This is a genomic window from Candidatus Methanoprimaticola sp. MG2, from assembly GCF_047501175.1.
In the GTDB taxonomy this organism is placed as follows: Archaea; Thermoplasmatota; Thermoplasmata; order Methanomassiliicoccales; family Methanomethylophilaceae; genus Methanoprimaticola.
On sequence record NZ_JBEQWH010000004.1, the window covers coordinates 38,232 to 59,205 of the forward strand.

Sequence of the window (20,974 nt, forward strand, 5' to 3'; positions counted from 1 at the left end):
GCTCCGACGAACGGGGCCGATGCCACGAAATGACCGTCCGGATCAAGACGCTGCCCGGGCATCGGACGGCCTGATACCAACTTATCTTCCCTCGGACACCTCCTCCAGCATCCCTTCCACCTCCAGGTAGACTTCCTCCAGCCTCTCACGCATCTCCTGATCTGCATCCCACAGCCCGCGCTCGACCGCCTCCAACAGATCGTCCAAGATGTCCCTCATAGCATAGGGATTGTCCTTCTCGATCCATTCACGATTCCCATCATCGAGGACGAAACGCTCCGCGATGGCATCATACATCCATTTCTCTATGACGTCCGACGTGCAGTCCCACCCATATGTATGATTGATGTTATCATGGATGAGATTCGCTCCAACGAAGCCGTGTTCCTTCAGCCCTTCAATCCATTTAGGGTTCAACACCCTCGATCTCAGGATGTACGCCACCTCTCCCTCCAGATCCCTGGTCTTGATCCTATCCGGATCGGAGCTGTCGCCCACATAGTTCACGGGCTTACCCTTCCCGGCCGCACGGGCTATGGCGTTCATCCCTCCCAGATATGAATAGCCATCATCGACATCCACCAGGTCGAACTCTCTATCCACTTGATTCTTCACAGCTACGTCCACAGCCTCGATCCTGTGCCTGAAGAGCTCTGGCTTCTTCTCCCCCCTCCATCTCCTGCCATAGGCGCTACACCCACATGTCACGTATATCTGAGCGAGATCCTCGATGGAATCCCACTTCGAGGACTCCACCAGGATGTTCACCCCGGCCCCATGGGTCCCTGGAGGTTCCCCGAACACCCTGATCATGGCGTTATCACGAGCATCCGCGAGGGACATCCCCTCTTCGATCATCCGGGCCATATCCTCCCTGAGATGCTTGCGCAAGAAGTTGTTGTCATCATCCTCTTCGAGATCGCAGACCATGGACACGGCCTCGTCGATAAGCTCGAACAGATTCGGAAACGTGTCCCTGAACAGACTGCTGATGCGGACGGTCACATCGATCCTGGGCCTCTCCAGCTCAGATGTCGGGATGATCTCCAGCCCGGTGACCTTTCCTCCTACGGAACCCCATGTGGGCCTCACACCGAGAAGCCTCAAGATATATGCGACATCATCCCCGCCGGTCTTCATGGTGTCCACGGACCAGACGACGATCGCTATACTCTCCGGATATCTGCCCTCCCGCTCCACATACTTGGAGACCATGTCCTCAGCCATGCGGGACCCCGTCCTCCAACTCTCCTGAGTTGGTACGGTCTCCGGGTCCAGAGAGTAGTAGTTCTTCCCCGTCGGTAGCAAGTGGGCGTTACCCCTGGTAGGTGAGCCAGAAGGTCCCGGCGGGACAAACCCGCCGTCCATCCCGCGGAGCATGTTCGTGACCTCATCGGCAATTCCTCTGATCCTTGGGACCAGGTCCTCCGTGATGTACTGCGCGAGGATCGAGGCCCCTTCTGAACCTGGGAAGGCCTCCCCCATCAGAGATGCGCATTCATCGGGATCGAAGTCCACAGCCTGCATGGAACAGATCACCTCCGTCATCCTGGAGTCTATCCTGTCCACGATGTTGCAGTTCAACTCTCCTGCCGATTGGGCAGAGCCAGATGGATCGTCCAACAGGAGATCCAGGTCGAACCCCATACTCTCCGCCACAACATGTCTCAAAGACGGCATCCTCCCATTCCTGAGACGGGTCAGACAGTAGACCATCTCAACCATCCTGCGACCCTCGGGGACTTTTCCCATGATGTGGAGTCCGTCGGTTATCAGGCCATCCTTCAGATCGGCGATGTAGTCCATGATCTCCTCGCTCTTACCCGCGACCTTCTCAGGGGACGAGCCCTCCTCCAGCCCCAGCTCCTTCCACATGGACATCTCCGATACCAGCCGATGGATCTCTGTGGCGACATCCTTCATCTTGGCATACTGCAGGGTCTGCTTGCAGTACAGGTACTGCTGCACCTGCCCCTCCAATTCGCCCAAACCCTCATATGTACCGGCACGTGTCAAAGCGGGCATCATGTGGTCGACCAGCACGGCCTTCTTCCTGCGCTTGGCCACTATCCCCTCGGAGGGGTCGTCTATGACGTAGGCATACAAGTGGGGCATGTCTTCCATCATGATGTCTGGGGAGCATCCTGCGGACAGACCGTTCCCCTTCCCCGGGAGCCACTCGCATGAGCCGTGCGTTCCCATGTGGACATGGACATCCGTTCCGAAGACCCGGGAAATCCACCGATAATATGCGAGATACTGATGGGGTGGCGAAAGGTCTGGATCATGTATCAGCTGCTCTGCCTTGTCGTGCTTTCCGCGGTTGGGCTCCAGGCCCAGATAGACGTTTCCGTTCCTCACACCCGGCACTATGAAACGTCCGTCATGGGTCATGATATCTCCCGGAGGCTGTCCCCAGTCCTTGCATACCCAGCCATAATGCCTCTGTTCCGTGTCCTCCGCCCACCCCTCATACGTTCCGCAATCGATCAGATCGGTCGCCCTGGAAGAGATGTCGGATTCCTCCACCCATTCGAGATTGTTGGTGATCGCTGCGAGCATCTCGTCGATGATCTCGCGGCCGGAGGAGGGGATGCGGTCAATGGTGTATCCCGCGTCAGCCATACGTCTCATGATCGAGCATACGCTCTCGAATGTGTCCAGACCTCCGGCGGCACCGATGGACCCGTTGCTGAGGGTTCCTCCATTGAACAGGATGGACACCTTCCTCTCGGATACAGGAACGTGGGATACCCGGGCCCAACGAACAGCCATGGCGGCTATCGTCCCGATCCTGTCCTCCCTGAATGTCACGATGTCGCGACCGTCCGCATCTGTCTCATTGAACGTGTAGGGAACTGTGGTCAGCTGGCCGTCCAGCTCCGGAAGAGCCACGGATATGGCCAGCTCCCCGCCCTGCATGCCTATGCCATCCTCTTCCCAATCCTTCTGCGGACGGAAGATGCCCAGCGCACCTAGTACGGGGACGTTCAGATCCTCGAATATCCCACTCCTCCCGCCGGAACCGTCCCCCGGACTGCAGAGGGTCAGGAATGAAAATCCGAATCCTGCAAGAACCACGGAATCGACCCTTCTGCGACCCTCGTCCATGAAGTACCGCCTGATGACGGTCTCCCCTCCTTCGGAACCAGAGATTGCATCAGGGGCCGCCGCCAAGAATACCGGAATCACATTGGCGCCCATGGACTCCATCGCATGGATGAGCATGGCGTGATGTCCAGTCCTCCCGTGGATCACCGACGGTTGAGGGATCAGGACCCCGACGGTCGGCTTCTTGGGATCGATACGGGCCAACATGGAATCCCTATCCATATCCGGGATGTCCGGATGCCAGAGGCCCTGCATGCATTCCCTGACTGGCTCCATACACGCGATGCCGGGATCGCCACATATTTTGACAAGATATGCGGCCAACCTGCGCATGTTCTCCGGACCACCGAGACGAAGGTATGAGACGATGGCGCGATACTCGCTGTCATCACCATGAAACAACCTGCGAGTCTCATCCATTGCCTCGCGTATGTTGCAGAGGACGAAGGTGCTGATGTTGCCATCCGTCAGCTCCTCAAGGAATCTGTCATACAACTTGTATCCCGACGGATCGCCATGGAAGTTCATGATCATGAGGGCAGAATCACGAGCGGATCTGATCATGTCCCTGAACTCCTTCGGGTCACGGATGGTATCCTCCGACATGTATGTCCTCAGGATGACCGAGGCCGCATTCGAATCCAAGCCCTCAAGGGCCCGCCCGATATCCACGGACACGTTGCTACCTCCGATTGTCAGATAGGTTATCTGAACCTTTCTACCGCCCACGCCGCCAGTGTACTCCCTCATTGATCCACCTGGCCCCTGTCTGGACTCCCACCGCCTTATATGCTCTGAGATCCCCGAAGCTCGTTACCGAACATTTGCGAATGACCTCGGCCGTCCTGGCAATCGTAAATAACCTATGGTAATGTAGTCTCGATCTCCCACTACTAATAACTCCATTCCCGGGAAAACGCCTTTAATGAACGAATCAGACAGTGATGTGATAGTCATTCGCAACCTTGTCAAGCGTTTCGGCGAGAAGATGGCAGTGGACCACCTCGATCTGAACGTCCACAATGGAGAGATATTCGGATTCTTGGGTCCTAACGGAGCCGGCAAGACCACCACCGTCAGATGCATCTCCACCCTCACCGACTTCGACGAGGGATCCGTGGAGATATGCGGACATGACACGTCCAAGGATCCGATAGCCGCCAAGAACTGCATAGGGGTCATCCAGCAACAGGTCTCCTTGGACAAGGACCTGACAATCAGAGAGAACATGATCTCCCACGCCATGTACCATGACATACGGAAGGATGAAAGGAGTGCCCGGATCGCGGAGCTAACCGAATACTTCGGACTCGCGGAATATCTGAACAAACCGGTGGACTCCCTGTCTGGAGGATGGAAGAAACGGGCAGCGATCGTCTGTGCCATGCTCCATGATCCCGAGGTCCTGTTCCTGGACGAACCGACCTCGGGCCTGGACATAAACGCCCGCCGTCTGCTCTGGGACATCGTGAAATCGCTGCACAAGCGCGGTACCACGATCTTCCTCACGACACACTACATCGAGGAGGCGGAGGCTCTATGCGACAGGGTCGGAATCATCGATCACGGGAAGCTCATCGCCTTGGAGGAACCGAAGACCCTTTGCGATTCCATAGGTTCAATAGCAGTGGAGTATGCCGATGGCGAGAAGACCCTGTATCGCTACTTCAGGAACCGCCAGGAGGCCCAGGATTTCGCTTCATCGCTGGAGACGGAATCGGACATCAGGATCCGCAAGACCAGTCTCGAAGACGTGTTCGTCGAGCTCACCGGCAGATCGGCGGAGGCGATGAGATGACCAACCTGCTCAGACAGACATACCATGTCGCCTGGGGCGACCTGATGTTCATGAGACACAACTTCTGGAACATCCTGATCATGAGCCTGATGAGTCCCATCCTCTACCTGATAGCGTTCGGGTACGGGCTGAGGACTGGGTCCGCAGAGCTGGGACTCTCGTATGTGGCCTTTGTCATCCCCGGCATAGTGGCGCTGTCGTCGCTGAACACATCGTTCTCCGCAACATCCACCAGGCTAAACGTCCAGAGATTGTATTACAAGAGCTTCGATGAGATGACTATCTGCCCTCTGAGCCTACATGCCATCGTTCTGGGAAAGAGCACCCTGGGAGTGGTCAGAGGACTGCTGGCCTGTGGACTCCTGTACATATTGGGACTCACTCTGGCACCTGAGCTCCAGGTGACGCCCCTATTCGTAATCTGCGTAGTGATGAACTGCGCCATGTTCTCATTTCTCGGAGTGGCAGCCGCCCTGATCGCCAAGTCTCATCAAAGCATGGCGACATTCAACAGCCTTGTCATCCTGCCCATGACCTTCCTGTGCGGCACATTCTTCTCCGTATCCTCACTACCTGCGATATTCCAAGCGGTCCTGTATTGTCTTCCGCTCACCCATTCCAGCGAATGCATCAGGGCGGCCGCGCTACCAGGCTACTATGAGTTCCCATGGGTATCTCTGATAGTCATGATAGCGTTCATGACATTGTTCTACGGCATCACCTGGTGGCTGCTGAAGAACAAAAAGATGTGAATGCGATAAACGAACGGAGATGGTGGATCGTAGCCGTCCCGTCGAAACAACATTGCCGAGGTCTCCAGGAATCCCCGACCCCGTGAGACCTCGTGCATCTCGGAGATCCGGCATGGTGATGATCGCACCGGACGGCTCGTACGTGTATGATGTCGACCGGACCCATGATTTATGGCATCGATCTCCGGCCTTGACGGACGGACGCGGATTCAGCAACGGTTCGTCTTGATCAGCCACCAGCAGATGGTGAAAAATGCTATCGCATAGACTATCAGGATCACGACCGAATCCAAAGGGATCCCCGTGTCGAGCATTATCCCCCTCATGAGCTCACTGACGTGGGTCAACGGAAGCATGTAGACGACCGCAAATGCGACCGAAGGGAGGGATTCCGCACTGAACAACGTACCGCATAGGAAGGTCATGGGTACGATTACCAATGCAGAGAACATGTTGAGTTTCTGAGTGTTGTTGGTAAGCATCCCGGCCAGCAGCCCCAACATGGAGAATATGAGTCCAGCGAAGATGATTACGACGATAGCCAGCGGATTAAATGTTACTGCAGGGGATATCAGGTGTCCGACGATCATAAGGGCCGTACAACTCAATGTGGCGCGTATGACACCGGATAGACATTTTCCCAGAATTATCGCAGAGACATGGACAGGACACAGGAGAAGTTCATCGAAGCTCATGTAGAACAGTCTTTGGATCAGTATCTTCATGGATATCGTGCTGAACGTGGCAGACAGTGTGGTCAGGGCGATGATGCCGGGTACTATGAACGCCAGATACATCTCAGGATCGCTGGAGATGCTCCTTCCGATCCCGAAACCGAAAGCCAGAAGGTATAGAAGAGGACCTATGAGACTTGTGACAAGTATCTCTATGATGTTCTCCTTCGTGTAAACGAGATCTCCCCAGGCAACCCTGTATGTCTCATCGACCACAGACCGGATGCTCATGACAACCGTCCCCTGTCCTCACCGGTCAACTCCAAAAAGACGTCTTCCAGGGTGGTCCTTCTGATGTTGACGTATTCATCGCCCAGGGTACCGGCATATTCCTTCGCCTCCTCCCTGGACCGGAAGTATCTGATGATCGATCTTCCGCCGCTGGAAACCTCCACGGCGACACGTCCGATGGTGTCCCTGAGCTCATCTATAGTCCCCATGGCGACCATCTTCCCATGATTTATGATGGCCACCCTGTCGCATAGGGACTCCGCCTCGTCCATGTAGTGTGTGGTCAGGAATATGGTGGTCCCTCTGTGGTTCAGCTCCCTGACGAGATCCCAAAGAATGTGTCTGGCTCTTGTGTCCAGACCTGCAGTTGGCTCATCCAACAGAAGTAGGTCCGGACGATGCACTATGGCACAGACTATCGATGCTTTCCTCTTCCATCCGCCCGACAGGTTCTCCACCTTATGATCCAGGTACTCCTGCAAACCCAGAAGGTCGGATGCGTATTCTACCCTCGAATCCAGCTCCGACTTGGGGATCTTATGGAGAAGAGCGTGTTGTTTGATGTTCTGGCGAACGGTCAGATCCTTGTCCAATGAGATATGCTGCTGTGCGATGCCGATGCGTTTCCTAGCCTCGAGATAATCATTGGACGAATCGAATCCATCGATGGTGATCCTACCGGAAGTCGGTCTCTGGATTGTTGTTATTGAGCGGATGGTCGTGGTTTTTCCAGCACCATTAGGCCCCAGGAATCCGAAGATCTCCCCGCGCCTGACATCGAACGTCAGACCGTCGACCGCCGCATGGTCTCCGAATCTTACCACGAGATCACTCACTTCGGCAATGGTGTCATAGTCTGCACGATCGCCTTGAATTCGTCCCTGTGCGGGGGATGACAGATCTTGGACGGACATGGTCGAGCCGTATACGTCCAGAATATATAATGGATGAATATGCCAACTATGTTTGTAATCCAGTGCACTTATGATGTCTCCATTTTATGATTTGTGACAGTTCCATTTTATGATTTATGAAAAAATATGACCCGGCCCGTCAGGACCCGACGAACATGATGTGCGGACCCGGGGGCGATGCCCCGGGACAGGAGGTCATTCGGACCCTTCGGACCTCTGGTCCTTGGAGTTGGAGGCCTGCGACTCGATCCACTTGCGGATGTCGGCCTTCCTGGTGGACCCTATGCCGAAGTACTCCGAGAACTTCTTGGTGGTGGTGAGCTCGAGGGTCTGCCCCGAACGCTTGCCGGACACGAAGTCCATCTCCACCAACCTGTGGACGTCGTCGTACGCACGGGGTCCGCGGGTCTTCACGAGCTCGGACTGGAGGACGGGCTGATTGTACGCTATGGTGCTCAGCGTCCTCATGAGACCGCCGGACAGCTCCGCCTTCCCGAACTTCCCGGTGAAGTCCGAGTACTCGGAACGGAGCATCATCCTGAACTCGTTCCCTATCTTGGCTATCACGATCGCCGAATCGCGGTTGTCGTAATCGCGGCGGAGGTCCAGGATCGCGGTGCGGACCTGGTCCTCCGGCATCCCGATGCGCTCCGCTATGTCCGAGATCTTCAGGTTCTCCGAGCTGGAGAACAGCGCGGCCTCGACGGCGGCCTTGGGATCCAAATCGGTTCACCGCCTCGGGGATCATCGCATCGGGATTGTCCTCCAGCGTCCCGGAGGTCCACTCAGTCTTGATCTCGAGGAATATCGTCCCGTACGGGAGCTCGTCCTGCCAGATGGCCAGCCTGCCGTCCCTCACGAGATGGAGTATGGACACGAACGTCGTCAGGTTCTCCTTCATGTCCGCGGTGTACAGGTCGCGTATGTCGATCTGACCGGTGCCGAGCTTCTCGATCCTCTGCCAGACGGACTCCACGTCCCTCTCGTCGTCCTCGTCATGGGCCTTGTTGTCGAAGGTCCTGGGCTCCCTGGCCTTCAACTCCCTGCGGACGCGCTCGCGCTCCCTCTGGATCTCCACCTCGCGGCGGGCATCCTCGAAGGCATCGATGAGCTCGTAGACGGTGACGGGGCGTTCGGGCTGCCTCTGGAACGCCTCGCGGAAGCTGACCTCCGGGACGAACATCGTCTCGTCGTCCGAATAGAAGAAGCTGTCATCCAGCTCCTCGACGACGTCCACGGGCGGCTCGCTCCTGACCCTGGTGGACTCGGACTGCAGCCTCAGGATCTTCCATGCCATCAGCAGGAGCTTCCCCGCCACGATCATGTCGAACCTGTTGGACGTGACCTTCTCCTCATACATCCTGGTGAATTCCGAGAGGTTGACCTCCCAGGGATCGATGCCGTTGTCCAGCACGAGGCTGAACACGGCACGGATCGACTCGTCTATCGGGTCCTGGAGCCTCTCCCCCGTGCCTGCGCGGGAGAGGATGTCCATGTACCCCCCTATCCTCCTGAAGGCCTCGTCGTCATCGGCGAGGGCCCTGTGGAACAGCAGATGCTGCTCCAGATCCTCCATCCTGGTGTTCCCATCCATCTCAACTCAACTCCTGACCCTTGTCCGCAGCCTGCTCCTCGTAGCGGGATACCTCCGCCAGGTCCGGCTGCATGATGACCTTGCTTATGCCCGACGGCGGCCTCGTCACCCCTATGAGGTGATCGGCCAGTGCCAGCGTGACCTTCCTCAGCGATACCTGTATGAACTGCGCCTTCGAGGAGCTCTCCCTGACCCTGCGCGCGACCATCTCCGCATTGACCGAGTCGAGGAACATGTCCACCTCGTCCAGCACGTAGAACGGGGAGGGCTGGTGCTCCTGTATGGCGAATATGAACGACAGTGCGGTGAGGGACTTCTCCCCTCCGGAGAGGGCCTCGAGCCTCAGAAGCTTCCCGTTCTTCGGCTTGGCGTTTATCATCAGCCCGCCCGCGAAGGGGTCGTCCTCGTCCTCCAGGCCCATGTATGCCTCCCCTCCGCCTGAGAGCTCCGCGTAAATCTCCTTGAAGTTCTCGTTTATGGCATCGTAGGACTTCATGAAGAGTCCCTTCTTCTTCGCGGAGAGCGATGACATGAGGTCCGAGAGCTCCCTGATGTGCCTGTTGAGGCTGCCGACCTCCATGTCCAGCGAGTCGTAGCGGGCCTTCTTCTCCTCGTAGTCCTGGATCGCCCTGAGGTTGACGTTCCCGATGCGCGCGAGTGTGTTCTCCTGGGCCCTGATGGCCTTGCGGATCTCCTCCTCCGAGGGTATCGGCTCAGGCACCTCCACGGTGATCGCCTCGACCTCGGCACGGCACTGCGCCACGGATTCGGCCGCGGCTATCGACTGCGCGCGGAACGACTCCAGGGAGGCCTTCGAGTTCTCTATGTCCTTGGCCTTCTCGCGGATGTCTGCATCGAGCCCGTACCTCTCCTCGTTGAGGGCGTCCTTACGGTTGCGGAGGTCGGCTATCCCGCCCTCCATCTGCGACTCTATGGACCTCAGGGCGTTGAGGTCCAACCTGGAGCGCTCCATCTGCTCGGTGCCTTCGCGTATCGCCTTGGCATCCGCGTCTATCGACCGGACGACGGAGTCCAGCTGGACCTGCAGGGACTCGTTCTGCTTCCCGAGGCCGTTTATCTCGGTCTCGGCACCGTTGATCTGCATCCTCAGGTCGTTTATGCCGTTGCGCAGGTTGTAGAGCCTCTCGCGCACGGCCTGTATGCGGGTCTGGAGCTCCACGGGCGCGATCTTCGCCATGCGCTCCTTCACGCGCGTGCGCTCGTCGGTGACGGCGGACATCCTCTCGGATGCCGCACCGAACTCCGACCTCGCTTTCTCGAACTCCGCGTCTGCGGACGCCATCCTCTCGCGTGCGACGCGGATGTCCTCGGACGAGGCCCTGCGGGCCTTCCTGAGCTCCTCCACGCGTCCCTTGACCTGTGCGATCTGCTCCCTCTGCTGCATCCCCGACGAGGAGGCCCTGCGCATCTCGTCGTCGATCGAGCGGATCTCGTCACGGACTCCGCGGAGCCTCGAGCGGACGTCCGCCAGCTGCTCCTGCACGTGGCGGAGCTTCTCGCCGAGTTCCGTGAGCTTGTCCTCGGACGCCGCACCGAACTTCGCCAGGTTCTGCTGGCTGATCGTCCCTCCGACCATGGCCCCGGAAGCCTCGACGAGCTCTCCCGACCTGGTCACTATCCTGATCCCGCCCATTATCCTGCGGGCGGCATCCATGTCCCGGACGACCAGCGTGTCGCCGAGGACGTACCAGAACACGTTCTGGTACCTCTGATCGAAATCTATGAGGTTTATGGCGTAGCCCTCGGAGTCCTTCTCGGAGATTATCGCCTTGGCGCGGGGCTTGCCCCCCATCATCTTGGTCAGCGGGAGGAACGTCACGCGCCCCAGCCTCTCCCTCTTGAGGTACGATATGCAGTCCGCGGCCACCTGGTCGTCGTCGACCACCACGGCCATCATCTTCCCGCCTGCAGCGACTGAGAGGGCGGTCTCGTACTCCTTGTCCACGGTCGCGAGCTCCTGCACCGTGCCGTGTATCCCGCGCATCTCCCCGCGGTTCCTCAGCGAGAGTATGGCCTCCACGGCCGCACCGCCGCGGTTCATCCTGTCGGAGACGCGCTTCTCCGCCTGCATCGAATTGTATTCGGAGTCTATCCTGCGGTACATCGAGTCGAGGGCGGCCTCCTGCCTCTCCAGTTCGGCCTCCCTGCGCTTGGCCTCCAGGATCCTGTTCGAGAAGTCCTCCGTGCTCGGTCCCGCCTCGGCCTTCATCTGGTCGAGGCTCCACTCCGCATCCTTTATCTCGAAGTCTATCCCCTGGATCTTCTCGTCCAGTGACGCGACCGCGGAGTGCGCCTCGTCGGCCGCTGCCTCCGCCTTGGACAGACGTCCCTGCGCCGTCCTGAGGGCCTCCGACCCCTCCGAGAACTCCGCATCCAGACCATCCAGCCTCTCCTGGAGCTGCCTCTGCTCCCCTCCGGTCTGGGATATCGCCTCGGAGATCTGCCTCTCCTCGGCCTCGGCCTCGACCTTCGACGATTCGGACGATGCCAGCCTCTCGGCCAGCTCCACGGACTTCTGCCTGAGCACGTTGATCTGCTCGTTGTTCTCCGCGATGGATTCCTCGAAGGTCTGTCTGAAGCCCTCCTGCTCCTCCATGTCGGACTGCGCCGACTCGACCATGTTGCTCTTCGTGGCGAGGTCGATCTTCGCGTTCTCGATCCTCTTCTTGAGCTCGGTGTACTCCGGTCCGATCTTCTCGGCTATCTCCCTCTCGGTGTCGGCGATCTCCCTCTCCTTGGCCTCGCGGTCCGCCTCGAGTCTCGCCTTCGTCTCGACGCAGGACTCGATCCTCCCCTCGAGACGGTCCACATGCTCCGCGATGGACGACTGCTTGGACAGCTCCATCTGCAGGCGCCTGTGCGCGAACTGGGCCCTGGCGACCTCCAGTGCCGCCTGGGCATCGATGTACCTCTGGGCGTCCTGACGGTCCCTGTCTAGCTTCTCGATCTGATGGGACAGCTCCTCCATGACTATGCCGATGCGGTCAAGGTTGGTCTCCGCCTCCTGCTTCTCGGACCTGGCCCTGTCGATGTCCGCATCGAAGCTGGATATCCCGGATATGCCGTCGATGATGCGGCGGCGCTCCAGGTTCCCCATCTGGACGATGCGCGTGACGTCCCCCTGCTGCACCAGGTTGTAGCCGTCCGCGGATATCCTGGCCTTGGTCAGGAGGCTGTCAAACTCCGACATCGTGGACTTGCGGTCATTGACGTAGAAATACGAACTGTAGTCTGAACCGTTGTCCGATATCTTGACATGACGGGTGAGACGCACCTCGTCATCGTCCCAGGGCATCACGCGGTCCCTGTTGTCGAACACGAGGGAGACCTTCGTGAACCCGGCCTTGCTCCGGGACTTGCCCCCATCGAAGATCAGGTCGGTGAGCTTCCCTGCGCGGACCGCTTTGGAGCTCTTCGGACCCAGGACGAACAGGATGGCATCCGTGATGTTGGACTTCCCGGAACCGTTCGGCCCCGTCACGGCAGTGTACCCATCCATCAGCGGCACTGTTAGCTTACCGCCGAACGATTTGAAATTCTCCATCTCGACCGCTTTCAAATGCACCTGTCAAACACCCCTTTCGGGCTAAGGCCTCCCATAGGCCCTTCGCATCCCATGCCGCATGTGTTACGGTCCGGTCGGGACCCCTTCAATTCCCGCCCGCGCACGCGACAAATACACAACGCATGCGCGGTATATAAAGAAAAGCAGGTCCGCGGCCTCAGGACAGCCTATCGACGAGCGAGGGTATGTCCGCGACGGAACCGAGCGTGACGGTCGGCCTGACGTCCGACGATTCCAGCATGGCGCGGTCTGTCTCACCGGAGAGCACCAGTATGGACTGCGTCCCGGCACGGTCCGCCATCGCTATGTCCGTGTACAGGCGGTCCCCGACCATGACGGTGTCATCGGGCCTGACGCCCATCTCGCGCGCGGCCATCTCCAGCATGAGACGGTTGGGCTTCCCTATGACGACTGCGGTAGTCTGGCACATCTGTTCGAACATCCTTATGAACGGCCCGATGTCTATGTCGTAGGAGTCCTCCGTCGGACACAGGTCGTCAGGATGCGTGGCTATCAGCTCCGCACCGTTCCTGACGAAATGGAACGCCTTGTTGATCTTCTCGTACGTGATCGTGGTGTCGAAGGTGAGCACGACTATGTCTGGATCCTCGTCCACGATAGGGACTCCGGCATCATCCATCTCCCTCACCACTCCGGGCACGGCGACCGGGTACACCGTCCTGCCGAAACGCTCGGAGATCAGGAAGCGGATGGTCGCGGTGGTGGATGTGAGCACGTCCTTCTCGGAGGCGTCGAAGCCCAGACGGCGCAGCTTGTCGCTGTAGAAGCCACGATCGTGGCTGGAGTTGTTGGTCAGGAACACGAACGGTATCCTGCGCTCCCTGAGGAACGATATGAACTCCCTCGCTCCCGGGATGGGCTGCCCGCCCTTGTATATCGTGCCGTCCATGTCCAGCATGAACCCGCCGAACCTCATGTCCGGTGCAATGCGTTCCGCGACCATTCCCATCGCCTCATCCAGCTTCGCACGGGCTTCCTTGTTGTATATCGTCGCCGCGGGATGGTACGTCGGCATGAAGTCGACCTGCCTTCCGCCGACGTCTATGCTGACGATCCTGTTGGCGACCTGCGCCATCGGACCGTCGTAGCCCATCAGGTCGCGACATGCGGACTTCCCCAGCCCCACGACCAGTCTGGCACTCTGCAGTTCGGATTGCAGGAAGGGCCTGCAGGCCTCCATCTCGGCCGGGCTCGGGTCCCTGTTCCCGGGGGGCCTGCACTTGACGGTGTTGGTGATCATGACATCGGAACGGGAGAATCCGTGCCTGGACATCATGTCCGAGAGGATCTTGCCGGAACGGCCTACGAAGGGCCTTCCCTGCTCGTCCTCGTTCTCACCGGGGGCCTCCCCCACAAGCACCACCCCGCCGGGCCTCCCGTCCGGGTAGACTACCTGTGTGCGTCCTTCGCAGAGTCCGCAGAGCCTGCAGTCCGGTTCCGGCCTCATCTCTCTCCCAGTAGCTCGGATCCCTTGACCAGGGGTATGAAACGGACGCCCTCGGCCTCCAGGGCCTCGGCACCTCCGGCCTCGCGGTCTATGACGGAGAGGACCCACTTCACGTCCGCCCCCGCCTCCCTCAGGACCTGTATGCCTTTGACGCAGGACCCTGCCGTGGTCACCACATCCTCGACCATGAGGATGGTCTCCCCTGCATTGAGGTCACCCTCGATCTGCTTCCCGGTGCCATGGTCCTTCTTCTCCTTGCGGACCATCACGAACGGAAGGCCGGTCTCGAGGGCCAACGCGGCCTCGAGAGGGACCGCACCCAGAACCACTCCTGCGATCCTGTCCGCCTCGATGCCGTTCTCCCTGACCTTGTCGGCCATGAGGCGTGCTATCAGGCCCAGCACCTTCGGGTCGGTGCTCGCCTTTTTGATGTTGATGTAATAATCGCTCTTCGCGCCGGACGCGAGGGTAAACTCGCCGAACTGCAGTGCGCCGCACTCTTTCAAAGCATCCGAAAGCTCACTCATATGAATCACCAGGGCTCCTTCTTCAAGCCCATCCTGTATCCGATTATGTTCGCCGTCCTGTGGATAGCGAACATGATCACGAGGATGAATATGAGGGCCGCTATGTGCCAGCCCTCTATGAAATGCGCATAGATCCAATCGGGGTAGAACAGGGCGGTGACACAGAACGCCCCGATGACGAAGTCGTATTGATCGAGTACCGGCGCCTTCTGGCCCCTGGCCAGTCCCAGCCTTCTCTTGATGAACGCTGCGCACAGGTCCCCCAATATGGCCCCGAATGACAGGCAGGCGATCACGCCGACGTTGCCCCAGAATCCTCCGAAGCCCCAATAGTCTTCGGACCCGAAGAGTGCGGCGATCCCTATGAGGATGAGACCGAGCGCGATACCGGACAGCGCACCGCCGAAGAACCCTCTCCACGACTTCCCGTCACCGAAGATCCTCTTGCCCCTCCATGACTTTCCGAAGTCTATCTTAGTCTCTCCCCCGAAGACCACGGCCGCGGAATTGGGCAGCATCGCCGGAAGAAAGAGCCAGAGCCCGTTGAGCATAATCACGATGACTCCGAGAACATCCATGCTATCGACTCCCGTACGGAAGGGACACGTAAATACCTGTGCAGGGAACCAGGATTAATACGACCATGATGATACGAGTTCATGCTCGTTCTGGATACCTCGGCGCTGTTCACTATGGATGCCCCGCCCGACGAGGACTACGTGTGTCCCACAGGGGTCATAAGGGAGCTTCAGAGCTTCGACGATCCGCGCCTGAGCCTCTGGGGCGACCTTCTCAGGACCTCGGACTGCTCCAAGGAATCGCTCGAGAGGGTTGACGAGGCCGCCCGGAAGACGGGAGACATAGGAAGGCTGTCCCCGATGGACAAGACGGTCCTTGCATTGGCTCTGGACGTCGACGGGACCATCCTGTCAGACGACTACTCCATCCAGAACGTCGCACGCGTCCTGGGACTGGAATTCCGTGCGGTCGGCACCAAGGGCATCAAGAAGGTGGTCAGATGGAACTATCAGTGCATCGGCTGCAAGAAATGGTACAAGGAGAGGTCCGACGAGTGTCCGATCTGCGGCTCTCCGATGAGAGCCTGCAGAAAGAAGCGATCACGGGAATATGCGCTTGCAACGGATCAGATTGCCCATCCTGCGGGCCCCCAGGATCTTCATGCACAGGACGGTGCTCTTCTCAGACCTGAAGGCGAACATGTCCGCGAGCTTCTTGTTGAATGCCGCGGTCTTCAGGGGCTTCTCCATGATCCTGCGCCACTGCTCCTCGTAATCCGAGAGCGGGGCCGATGCATTCACGTTCCCTGCCGCCACCTGTCCGCAGACGCGGCCAGCGATCATCGCCAGAGGTATGCCCCCTCCGTTTACTGATATGACCTGTCCGGCGGCATCGCCCACGACCATACCGTTCCCGGAGACCGTCCTGGGTATGGGACCCTCGCTCGGGACGTACTTTCCCTCGAGCTTCGAGTAGCCCGTGAACCCGCGCTTCTGCGCGAAGGTGTCGAAGAATCCCGATAGGGACCCCTGTGCGAACTTCGGCGAGAATCCCACGCCGACATTGGCACGTCCGTCCTTCGGGATGATCCATCCGTAGGCCCCCGGGGCTATGCCCCCGAAATACATGTACATGTACGGCTCGAAATCGCCCTTGACCTGAGCCGTCACTGCGGGATACGGGTTCTGATTCCTCTGAAGGCCCAGACTCCTGGATACCCGGGACCCGGGACCATCGGCGCCTATGATGACCTTGTAGCGTATGTCCCCTGAGGACGTCTTCGCGACCCCGTCCCTGATGGAATCGAAGCTGCAGTTCATCTCCAGGTTCGCGCCCGCCTCGACGGCCCGTCCCGCGAGATATTGGTCGAAGAGGTCGCGATCCGTCGTGTACCCGTCGAAGTCCAGAAGGGTGATCTCGTCCTTCGGGTCCACAAGCTTGATCCCTTTGATGTCGAGGCAGCGTAGGCTGTCGGGGATGTCGAAGAGGGACTCTGCATCCTCCAGGTTCGGGAACATGCCTCTGATCTCAGCCAGACCGGGCATGAACTCCCCGCACCTGACCGGCACCCCTACCTCGGGACGCCTCTCGATCATCATGACCGATGCTCCGGCCTCTGCCGCGAATCTTGCGGCGGTGCTGCCTGCAGGTCCAGAGCCAACGACGAGAACATCCACACTGTCCATGGGATCACCTTTCACGGCGGATCACATAATCCGCCACATCGAGAAGGGCGTCCTTGTATTTCGAATCTGGCAGGATCCCGAGCTGGTCGCGCGACTCCATGGCGATATCGTTCGCCTTCTCCATGCATCTTGCGATCGCATCGGTCCTCTGTATGAGTGCCAGCGCGTTGCGGACATCCTCTTCGGTAGGGAACTCCTTCACGAAGATCTCGCGGATCTGAGGCCCTACCTCCGGATCCTCCATGGCGTAGATCACGGGAAGGGTGGGCTTTCCCTCGATGAGGTCCGTCCCCACGGCCTTTCCGGTCTTCGTCGGGTCCCCGGATACGTCCAGGGTGTCATCGACGATCTGGAACGCCATCCCGATCTTGAGTGCGAACTGGCCCACCGCCTCGAGGTTCTCGCCGCTTGTGTTGGCGACGGCCGCCCCAGACTTCGCAGACGCCTCGAAGAGCTTGGCCGTCTTGCTGGAAATGATGTTGAGATAATCCGCCTCGGTCACGGATGTCTTGTGCTCGAAGTCCTTCTGCACGAACTCCCCCGCACCCATGGAGGCAGAGGCCTCCACGATGTAGTCCACGATGTGCGGTGCGACCTCCGCAAGGAGTCTGAATCCCATGGCGAACATGTAGTCCCCGGCAATGATCGCCTTGCTGACAGAATATTCGCGATGAAGGGTCTTCCTCCCGCGCCTGACCTCGCCCTGGTCGTTGATGTCGTCATGGACGAGCGTGGCACTGTGGATGATCTCGAACCCTGCACCGATCTTTATGGGCTTCTCGGCATCCTTTCCCCCGCACGCATAATATGACAGGATGCACAGAGAGGGCCTGAGACGCTTGCCTCCGGCGCCGACGACATATCTGCACATCTCGGTGAGCTCGGGGTTCTCGGACTCGAGATCCCTCTCCATGAGCTTCTCGAGAGTCTCCAACTCCGATGCAATATACGAGTGCCAGGGTACGGACATTGCGTCTACATACGCGTTCCCTATTTAAGAGATATCAAGAGAGAAGCACCCGCAGCACGAAGCTACGGGGCGAAGTGGTTTCTAAAAGGTTTGAAGGGCCGTCAGCCCAACAGGACGGACGCTGCGGTCTCGCAGAGATCGAAGAGGAGAGTGGGGTACACTCCCAGGACGATCACGAAGACGACGCAGATCACGATGGCGGCCAGGAAGGTCTTGGGGATCACGATCTTCTCGGTGGAGCTTCCCTTCTCGATGTACATCGCCTTGACGACCCTCGCGTAGTAGTACAGCGAGATGGCCGAGTTCAGGATGGCGATGAATGCGAGCCAGACCCACTGGGAAGTGACTCCGTCGACCCCGCCGATGGCGGAGTTGAACAGGAAGAACTTCGAAGTGAATCCTGCGAGCGGGGGAATTCCTGCCAGAGAGAACAGGAACAGGAGCATCGCGGCAGCCAGGAACGGTGCCCTCTTTGCAAGTCCCTTGTAATCGGAGATCTTCTCACCGATGCCGGCGCAGATGAGCGCACCGACGATGAGGAACGCTCCGCCCTTCATGAACACGTGTGTGAACATGTGGAACATACCGGATGCGACACCGTACTCGGTCATGACCGCCATGACGATCAGGATGTATCCTGCCTGGGCGATGGACGAGTATGCGAGCATCCTCTTGATGTTGTTCTGGGCGATTGCGACCACGTTTCCGATGGTCATGGTGAACGCCGCGATGATAGCGAAGAGGTACTGGACCTCCTCCCCGCAGATCGCACTGAGGGACGATCCGGCGACGAACAGGACCAGGAAGATCTGGAAGAAGACCCCGAGTCCCATCTTCTTGGATCCCGTTGCCAGGAACAGAGAGACGGGGGAGGGGGCTCCCTCGTACACATCGGGCGCCCACATGTGGAAGGGCACCGCTGCGATCTTGAACCCGTATCCTGCGACCATGCACACGAGACCGACCGCGAGCATCCAGGTCATGTCGGTGACAGCCGTGGACGCGGCGATGGTCGCGATGTCGGTGGTTCCGAAGAGTCCGTAGATCATCGAGATACCGTAGATGGTGAGGGCTGTGGACAGTCCTCCGACGATGACGTACTTGACACCTGCCTCCGCGGCCCTGGAGTCGTTCCTCTTCATGGTCACGAGGGCGTACGAGGAGATACTGGTCAGCTCGACACCGACGAAGATGGTCAGCAGATCCGAGGACCCGGCGACGAACATCATACCGGTGGTTGCACCTATGATCAGGGAGTAGAACGCTCCGACGTGGAGCCTGGTGGTCTCGGTGCTCGCGTTGGAGACGAGGACCGCCAGGAACAGCACGATCTGGAAGAGCAGCACCATCAGCCCGGTGTACGCGTTGTAGTCGTACATTCCGAGAGTGCTTCCGGTGAACTCCTCAGTGAGCATGTACAGGTTGATCAGCAGGGATGCGACGACGAACACGAGGGCTACCGCCCAGGTGGCCGTCCTCTTCTTTCCGAGGATATGGACCGCGGGGATGATGAGGGCTGCGATGAGCAGCAGGATCATCGGTGCCACTGCGGCATAGTCTCCGAATATGTCAGCTACGAACATCAGATCACCCCAACAAGTATGTCGACATAGGGGTCGATGAAGCTAAGTGCGGCATCGGGCCAGACTCCGAAGGCTGCGACGAGGATCGCCAGGATGGCGAGCGCCGCGAACTCAGGCTTGCTGATGTCGTGCACGTGCTCGAGGTCGATCTTGGTGGTCTCGGGCCCGAAGAGAGTCCTCTGCATGGACCACAGGTAGTATCCTGCGGTGAGCATGAGGGTCAGCAGGCAGAAGATCAGCAGCCAGAGGACGCCGTTGGCCTGGACGAACTCGTAGAATCCGTAGACGAGAGGGAACTCTCCCCAGAATCCGACAAGTCCGGGCAGTCCGAGGGACGCCATGAACGAGATCATCATGAAGGTCGCGAAGATCGGCATCTTCCCGGCAAGTCCTCCCAGCAGGGGGATCTCCCTGGTTCCGAGGGCGTGACCGGTGAATCCGCACACCATGAACAGCATTGCACTGATCAGTCCGTGGGCGAACATCTGGAAGATTGCGAAGGTTATTCCGATGTCGGACAGGCATCCGATTCCGAGCATGACCATTCCCATGTGGCTGATGGACGAGAATGCGACCATCTTCTTGAGATCGGTCTGCGCGATGCAGGCGTAGGCGCCGTAGACCATGGACAGGATACCGATGGCGATGATCACCCACTGCCAGTAGGCGGCCCCCTCGGGGAAGCACTGCAGGCAGATCCTGATGATACCGTAGGATCCCATCTTGAGCATGACACCGGCCAGGATGACGGATCCTGCGGTGGGCGCCTCGACGTGTGCGTCGGGAAGCCATGTGTGGAAGGGCACGGAAGGCATCTTGACCATGAATCCGAAGAACAGCAGTGCGAACACTGCGACCTGGAACACCTGGGACGTCTGAGGCATGAGGATGGCCATCGAGGAGAAGCTGAAGTCAGCGACTCCGACCATGTCCATGGCCTGCCAGCCCATCGCGAAGATTCCGATGAGCATGACGAGGGATGCCACGTGGGTGTAGATGAAGAACTTGATGGCGGCATAGTGCCTCCTGGGTCCTCCATACCAGCTGATCAGGAAGTACATGGGGATCAGTGTGATCTCCCACATGACGTAGAACAGGAAGTAGTCCGCCGCCATGAAGACTCCCATGAGTCCGACCTCCATCGCGAGGAGGAGGGTGTGGAAGTAGTTCGCCCTGTCGCTCTCCGCTGCGGAGAACAGGATGACCAGAGGTGTCAGCAGAGCGCTGAGGAACACCATCAGGATGCTGAGTCCGTCCACTGCAAGGGCGAACTGGATCTGGATGGAGTCCGTCACGATCCAGTCGAAGCTGAAGTCGTACGCGGACCAGTCGCCGCTTCCGGCGAACATCAGGTAGAGCGTCACGATCAGGGTTATTCCGGAGAAGACTCCGGCCACGATTTTTGCGAATTTCTGCCTCTCGCCGCCCATGAAGAGGGTAGCGACCGCTCCGATGAGCGGGAGGATGACCAGCAGAGGCAGGATCATTGAGTTGAAATCCAT

The 20,974-nt window shown here is 58.8% G+C and carries 15 protein-coding genes and 1 pseudogene; 4 read left to right on the forward strand and 12 right to left on the reverse strand.

Annotation, left to right across the window (positions count from 1 at the left end):
* Window positions 1-81: 81 nt before the first annotated feature.
* Complete coding sequence (gene cobN, locus V5D86_RS03880) at window positions 82-3,861, reverse strand: cobaltochelatase subunit CobN (protein ID WP_414595389.1); 3,780 nt, start codon at window positions 3,859-3,861, stop codon at window positions 82-84.
* Window positions 3,862-4,036: 175 nt separating this feature from the next.
* On the opposite strand from cobN, the gene V5D86_RS03885 reads away from it, so the two are divergent.
* Complete coding sequence (locus V5D86_RS03885) at window positions 4,037-4,909, forward strand: ABC transporter ATP-binding protein (protein ID WP_414595390.1); 873 nt, start codon at window positions 4,037-4,039, stop codon at window positions 4,907-4,909.
* Window positions 4,906-5,661: an ABC transporter permease gene (locus tag V5D86_RS03890; protein WP_414595391.1), complete on the forward strand. Its 756-nt coding sequence runs from the start codon at window positions 4,906-4,908 to the stop codon at window positions 5,659-5,661. The genes V5D86_RS03885 and V5D86_RS03890 overlap by 4 nt, the downstream gene beginning before the upstream one ends.
* Window positions 5,662-5,870: 209 nt before the next feature.
* Here the strand turns inward: V5D86_RS03890 and V5D86_RS03895 are convergent, their stop codons facing one another.
* The 3 genes from V5D86_RS03895 to scpB all read right to left on the reverse strand — a co-directional run bounded on the left by V5D86_RS03895 (window position 5,871) and on the right by scpB (window position 8,263).
* Window positions 5,871-6,626, reverse strand: a complete 756-nt coding sequence (locus V5D86_RS03895; RefSeq protein ID WP_414595392.1) for an ABC transporter permease — start codon at window positions 6,624-6,626, stop codon at window positions 5,871-5,873.
* Window positions 6,623-7,540 (reverse strand): ABC transporter ATP-binding protein, encoded by a 918-nt coding sequence (locus tag V5D86_RS03900; protein ID WP_414595393.1) that lies wholly within the window; start codon window positions 7,538-7,540, stop codon window positions 6,623-6,625. The genes V5D86_RS03895 and V5D86_RS03900 overlap by 4 nt, the downstream gene beginning before the upstream one ends.
* 195 nt (window positions 7,541-7,735) lie before the next feature.
* Entirely contained in the window at window positions 7,736-8,263 is a 528-nt protein-coding gene (scpB, locus tag V5D86_RS03905; protein ID WP_414595394.1) for an SMC-Scp complex subunit ScpB, read from the reverse strand.
* Window positions 8,264-8,402: 139 nt separating this feature from the next.
* On the opposite strand from scpB, the gene V5D86_RS03910 reads away from it, so the two are divergent.
* Entirely contained in the window at window positions 8,403-9,209 is an 807-nt protein-coding gene (locus tag V5D86_RS03910) for a hypothetical protein (protein ID WP_414595395.1), read from the forward strand.
* Here V5D86_RS03910 and smc read toward each other — a convergent pair.
* The 4 genes from smc to V5D86_RS03930 all read right to left on the reverse strand — a co-directional run bounded on the left by smc (window position 9,136) and on the right by V5D86_RS03930 (window position 15,293).
* Window positions 9,136-12,720, reverse strand: a complete 3,585-nt coding sequence (gene smc / locus V5D86_RS03915; protein WP_414595396.1) for a chromosome segregation protein SMC — start codon at window positions 12,718-12,720, stop codon at window positions 9,136-9,138. The two genes, V5D86_RS03910 and smc, sit on opposite strands and share 74 nt — an antisense overlap.
* Window positions 12,721-12,877: 157 nt before the next feature.
* Window positions 12,878-14,188, reverse strand: a complete 1,311-nt coding sequence (locus tag V5D86_RS03920) for an HAD-IIA family hydrolase (RefSeq protein WP_414595397.1) — start codon at window positions 14,186-14,188, stop codon at window positions 12,878-12,880.
* Entirely contained in the window at window positions 14,185-14,715 is a 531-nt protein-coding gene (gene pyrE, locus V5D86_RS03925; RefSeq protein ID WP_414595398.1) for an orotate phosphoribosyltransferase, read from the reverse strand. The genes V5D86_RS03920 and pyrE overlap by 4 nt, the downstream gene beginning before the upstream one ends.
* A gap of 5 nt (window positions 14,716-14,720) precedes the next feature.
* Window positions 14,721-15,293, reverse strand: coding sequence for a CDP-2,3-bis-(O-geranylgeranyl)-sn-glycerol synthase (locus tag V5D86_RS03930; RefSeq protein ID WP_414595399.1), 573 nt, complete (start codon window positions 15,291-15,293; stop codon window positions 14,721-14,723).
* Between the two features lie 114 nt (window positions 15,294-15,407).
* Here V5D86_RS03930 and V5D86_RS03935 point away from each other — a divergent pair.
* A pseudogene (locus V5D86_RS03935) lies at window positions 15,408-15,566 on the forward strand (nucleic acid-binding protein); the annotation flags it as partial.
* Between the two features lie 267 nt (window positions 15,567-15,833).
* Here the strand turns inward: V5D86_RS03935 and V5D86_RS03940 are convergent.
* From V5D86_RS03940 to V5D86_RS03955, 4 genes are all read right to left on the reverse strand, one after another.
* Window positions 15,834-16,919, reverse strand: coding sequence for a geranylgeranyl reductase family protein (locus V5D86_RS03940; RefSeq protein ID WP_414595400.1), 1,086 nt, complete (start codon window positions 16,917-16,919; stop codon window positions 15,834-15,836).
* Window positions 16,920-16,923: 4 nt separating this feature from the next.
* The gene (locus tag V5D86_RS03945) at window positions 16,924-17,889 is read right to left on the reverse strand and encodes a polyprenyl synthetase family protein (RefSeq protein WP_414595401.1); all 966 of its coding nucleotides are present in this window, start codon (window positions 17,887-17,889) and stop codon (window positions 16,924-16,926) included.
* A gap of 101 nt (window positions 17,890-17,990) precedes the next feature.
* Window positions 17,991-19,472, reverse strand: a complete 1,482-nt coding sequence (locus V5D86_RS03950) for an NADH-quinone oxidoreductase subunit N (RefSeq protein WP_414595402.1) — start codon at window positions 19,470-19,472, stop codon at window positions 17,991-17,993.
* Complete coding sequence (locus V5D86_RS03955) at window positions 19,472-20,974, reverse strand: complex I subunit 4 family protein (RefSeq protein ID WP_414595403.1); 1,503 nt, start codon at window positions 20,972-20,974, stop codon at window positions 19,472-19,474. The genes V5D86_RS03950 and V5D86_RS03955 overlap by 1 nt, the downstream gene beginning before the upstream one ends.